The sequence below is a fragment of the Bradyrhizobium genosp. SA-3 genome (assembly GCF_004212635.1).
GTDB lineage: Bacteria > Pseudomonadota > Alphaproteobacteria > Rhizobiales > Xanthobacteraceae > Bradyrhizobium.
Window position 1 is genome coordinate 1 of sequence record NZ_PSRT01000270.1, and the last position, 3,847, is coordinate 3,847.

At 65.0% G+C, this 3,847-nt stretch carries 5 protein-coding genes; all 5 read right to left on the reverse strand.

From position 1 onward, the window contains the following. Positions 1-14 precede the first annotated feature (14 nt). Positions 15-374: a Zn-ribbon domain-containing OB-fold protein gene (locus CWO91_RS41720; protein ID WP_130221106.1), complete on the reverse strand. Its 360-nt coding sequence runs from the start codon at positions 372-374 to the stop codon at positions 15-17. After that, positions 371-1,507 (reverse strand): thiolase family protein, encoded by a 1,137-nt coding sequence (locus tag CWO91_RS41725; protein ID WP_130221107.1) that lies wholly within the window; start codon positions 1,505-1,507, stop codon positions 371-373. Before CWO91_RS41725 ends, CWO91_RS41720 begins: the two co-directional genes overlap by 4 nt. A 193-nt stretch (positions 1,508-1,700) precedes the next feature. Continuing rightward, a complete protein-coding gene (locus CWO91_RS41730; protein WP_130221108.1) occupies positions 1,701-2,900 on the reverse strand; it encodes a CaiB/BaiF CoA transferase family protein in 1,200 nt (399 codons plus the stop codon). Between the two features lie 124 nt (positions 2,901-3,024). Further along, positions 3,025-3,231 (reverse strand): hypothetical protein, encoded by a 207-nt coding sequence (locus CWO91_RS41735; RefSeq protein ID WP_130221109.1) that lies wholly within the window; start codon positions 3,229-3,231, stop codon positions 3,025-3,027. A 121-nt stretch (positions 3,232-3,352) separates the two neighbouring features. Then, on the reverse strand, positions 3,353-3,847 hold a 495-nt coding region (locus tag CWO91_RS41740; protein ID WP_433995609.1), incomplete at its 5' end, for a thiolase C-terminal domain-containing protein.

Below are 3,847 nucleotides of genomic sequence, written 5' to 3' on the forward strand. Positions count from 1 at the left end.
AGCATCCAATCCCACTATCTCTCTTTGGTGAAGAACGGCACGAGCCTGCCGGCAAAGGGTTTGAAGCTCGCGGTGACCGAATCGCCGATGGCAAGCCCGTTCTCACCATGTGCCATCATGCGAAAACCCTCGGCGCAATCGACCAGCACGATGTTGTAGGGCACGTGCGCGCGCGTCTCGGGCGTGGCGGCGCGGCAGACCAGCGAGGTCGCATACACCCTGCCCTTGCCGCTGGCGCGCGTTTCGTGCGGATCGGGCACGCCGCAGGCGGCGCAGAAGGCGCGGTGGAAATGCCGCACATGGCCGCAGGCGGCGCAGATTTGATAGGTGATGGACTGTTCGCCCTTGGTCCAGTCGGCCAGACGCTCGCTCATCGCACCTGCTCCAGGAACGTGCTGACATGGGACGACAGCACGCCGCCATCGCCGTGCAGGAGCGCGACAGAGGCATCGCGCACCTGCCGATTCGCCGCCCGCCCCGTCATCTGCAAATGCGCCTCGACCAGATGCGCCATGGCGCCGCCGACGCCGCAATGGCCGTAGCTGAGCAGGCCGCCATGGGTGTTCAGTGGCATCGCGCCGTCACGGTTGAAATGGCCTGATCGTACGCGGGCTGCCGCCTCGCCGCGGCCGGCGAGACCGAGGTCCTCCAGCAGCATCGCGAGCGTGATCGTGAAACTGTCGTAGATCGCGGCATAGCGCACGTCGGAGATCGCAAGGCCCGCGACCTCCTTGGCGCGCGCGATCGAGATTTCGGCGCCGAGTTCGCTGAGGCCGGGTGCGGCCGTGACATGCTGATGGGTATGGGCCTGCGCGCAACCACGAATGCGCACGCCCGCCTCCCCGGTCCGCTCGCGACTGACGATGAACGCAGCACCGCCGTCGGACACTGGGCAGCAATCCAGCAGCTTCAGCGGCATCGCTACTGGCTTCGAAGCCATGACGTCGGCGACCGTGATCGGATCGTGGAATTGCGCGCCGGGATGGGTGCAGGCGTGTGCGCGCATCAGCACGGCGAACTCCGCGAGGTCCTTTTCGGTCACGCCGTATTCGTGCATGTAGCGGGTGGCGACAAGGCCATAATAGGCAGGAATGGTCGGGCCGAGCGGCACCTCGTATTCCGGGTGTCCGACCTGCGCCAGCGCCTGGATCGAGGCGTCGCGGCTCTGGCCCGTCAGGCGGTTCTCGCCGGCAACGACGAGGACGTGGCGCGCGACGCCTGCCTCGACGAGATGATGGGCGAGCATCGTCATCGCGAGGCCCGTGGCGCCGCCGACCTGGACGGCGTGGGCGTAAGCAGGGCGGATGCCAAAGTGCTCGGCGAAGACGGTCGCCAGCATGATGTGCGGCGAGACGGTGGAGTAGCCGCAGAGGATGCCGTCGATTTCAGTGCGCTTCAGCCCGGCATCGTCGAGCGCGGCTTGCGCGGCCTTGCTCATCATGTCGAGCGAGGATGAGCCTTCGTGCTTGCCGTAGGGCGTGAGGCCGACGCCGGTGATGAAGCTCATGGGCATACCTCTCTGTCGTCATTACCTCTCTGTCGTCATTCCAGGACGCGCCTTCTTGAGGCGCGAGCTATGATGCGCAATTGCGCATCTGAGAATCCATCGTGCAACATGTTCGGAGGATAAATGGATTCCGGGCTCGCGCTCCAAGTGGAGCGCGCCCCGGAATGACGGTTGAGAGACGCATCATCATCCCCTACTCCGGCGCGGGTCGCGTCACGCCATCGCGGATCATGGTTGCGATCTCGTCGGCGGAATAGCCGATCTCGCGCAGGATCTCCGCGCCATGCTCGTTGAGCCGCGGCGCGAGCCGATCCGGCTCGGCTTCCGTCTCCGACCAGGTCGCCGTCACTTTCATGCTGCGGATCGGGCCTTCCGTCGGATGCTCCACGACCGGGAAGAAATTCGTCGCCTCCAGATGCGGATCGTGCAGGATCGAGGCGAGGTCGTGCATCGGCATGACCGGCACATCGGCCTTGGTCAAAAGCTCGATCCACTCGGCGGTGGTGCGCGTCTCAAAAATGCGCGCGAGCTCGGCATAAACGACGTCGATATTGGCGGCGCGGCCGGCGAAGGTTGCGAATTTGGGATCGGCGCGCAGATCATCGCGCCCCGTCGCCGCAAAGAAATTCTCCCATTGCTTGTCGTTGTAGACGATGACGCTGAGATAACCGTCCGAGGTCTTGTAGGGCCTGCGGTCGCGCGAGAGGTGGCGGGCGTAGCCGCCCTTGTCGAGCGGCGGCTCGTAGGTGAGCCCGCCCATGTGGTCGCCCATGACGAAGCCGGCCATGGTCTCGAACATCGGGATGTCGACGCGCTGGCCACGGCCCGTGCGGTCGCGATGCACGAGGCTGGCGCAGATCGCGCCGACCGCGGTGAGGCCGACGATGCGGTCGACCAGCGCGTTCGGCACATAGCGCGGCACGCCGTCGCCGGTCTGCGCCATCAGCGCCGGCAGCGCGGTCGCCCCTTGGATCAGATCGTCATAGGCGGGTTTTGCGGCATAGGGGCCGTCCTGGCCGAAACCGAACACGCCAGCATAGACCAGACGCGGATTGATCGCGGAAACGACGTCGTAGCCGAGCTGAAGCCGCGCCATCGCCTGCGGACGGACGTTGTAGACGAGCACGTCTGCGTCCCTCAGCAACCGCAGCACGGCATCGCGCCCCCCAGGCTTCTTGAGGTCGAGGCAGATCGAGCGCTTGCTGCGGTTGGTGTTGAGGAATACCGGGCCCATGCCGGCATGCCGCGTCGGACCGATCAGGCGGGTGACGTCGCCGTCGAGCGATTCCACCTTGATGATGTCGGCACCGTAGTCGCCAAGCATCTGGGTCGCATAAGGCCCCATCAGCACGGTGGTCATGTCGACGACCTTGATGCCGTTCAGCGGCCCCATCGTTCGCTCCCGATTGTGCAGGGCTCAAGCGCCCTCGCGATTTCGGTCCAGCTAACGGCAGTGCCGCCGGTCGCGCAAGGGCGACCGGCGTATGGCGGCATGCATCGCGCGGCGATATCGCCGGCTATTTCTTCTGGCGGGATTCGCGGATCTTGATGAGACGGTCGAGCTCGTCGTTCTGCTGATTGATGCGGTCGGCGATCCGCGACTCGTTCTGCTCACCCGAGGCGGCAGCGGCCTGCTCGATGAGCTGGCGGATGTTGTCCTCGAGGATCGCGATGCGATCGTTGAGTGCGTCCATCGACAGTGAAGTTTCGTATTCATTGCCCATGATGCATTCCCTGAAAATCAATCAAGAGCATTAAGGGGGCCAGAGGAGCCCACCATGATCTAGCGCAAGAAAGAAGGTGGGCACAGCGCATGGCGCCTTTGCCCACCCTACAGGACTGAGCTTACTTCAACGGCTCCAGCACGGAAACGTAATTGGCGACCGCCGCACCGCCCATGTTGAAGATGCCGCCGAGTCTTGCGTTCTTGAGCTGCATACCCTCGGGCGCCTGTCCGGCGAGCTGCATCGCGGTCATCACATGCATGGAGACGCCGGTGGCGCCGATCGGATGGCCCTTGGCCTTCAGGCCGCCGGACGGATTGACCGGCAGCTTGCCGTCCTTCAGCGTCCAGCCTTCCTTGATGGCGCGGGCACCCTGCCCCTTCGGCGTCAGGCCCATGGCTTCGTACTCGATCAGCTCGGCGACGGTGAAGCAGTCATGGGTCTCGACGAAGGAGAGATCCGAGAGCGTCACGCCCGCCTGCTCCAGCGCGCGCTGCCAGGCGACGGTGCAGCCCTCGAACTGGAGGATGTCGCGCTTGCTCATCGGCAGGAAGTCCTGGGCGTGGGCGGTGGCGCGGAAGCCGATCGACTTGCTCATGCCCTTGGCAGTCTCGGC

Excerpts from the sequence above, each read along its gene's own strand:
- CWO91_RS41720 (WP_130221106.1), bottom strand. The coding sequence starts at position 374 with ATGAGCGAGCGTCTGGCCGACTGGACCAAGGGCGAACAGTCCATCACC.
- CWO91_RS41725 (WP_130221107.1), bottom strand. The coding sequence starts at position 1,507 with ATGAGCTTCATCACCGGCGTCGGCCTCACGCCCTACGGCAAGCACGAA.
- CWO91_RS41730 (WP_130221108.1), bottom strand. The coding sequence starts at position 2,900 with ATGGGGCCGCTGAACGGCATCAAGGTCGTCGACATGACCACCGTGCTG.
- CWO91_RS41735 (WP_130221109.1), bottom strand. The coding sequence starts at position 3,231 with ATGGGCAATGAATACGAAACTTCACTGTCGATGGACGCACTCAACGAT.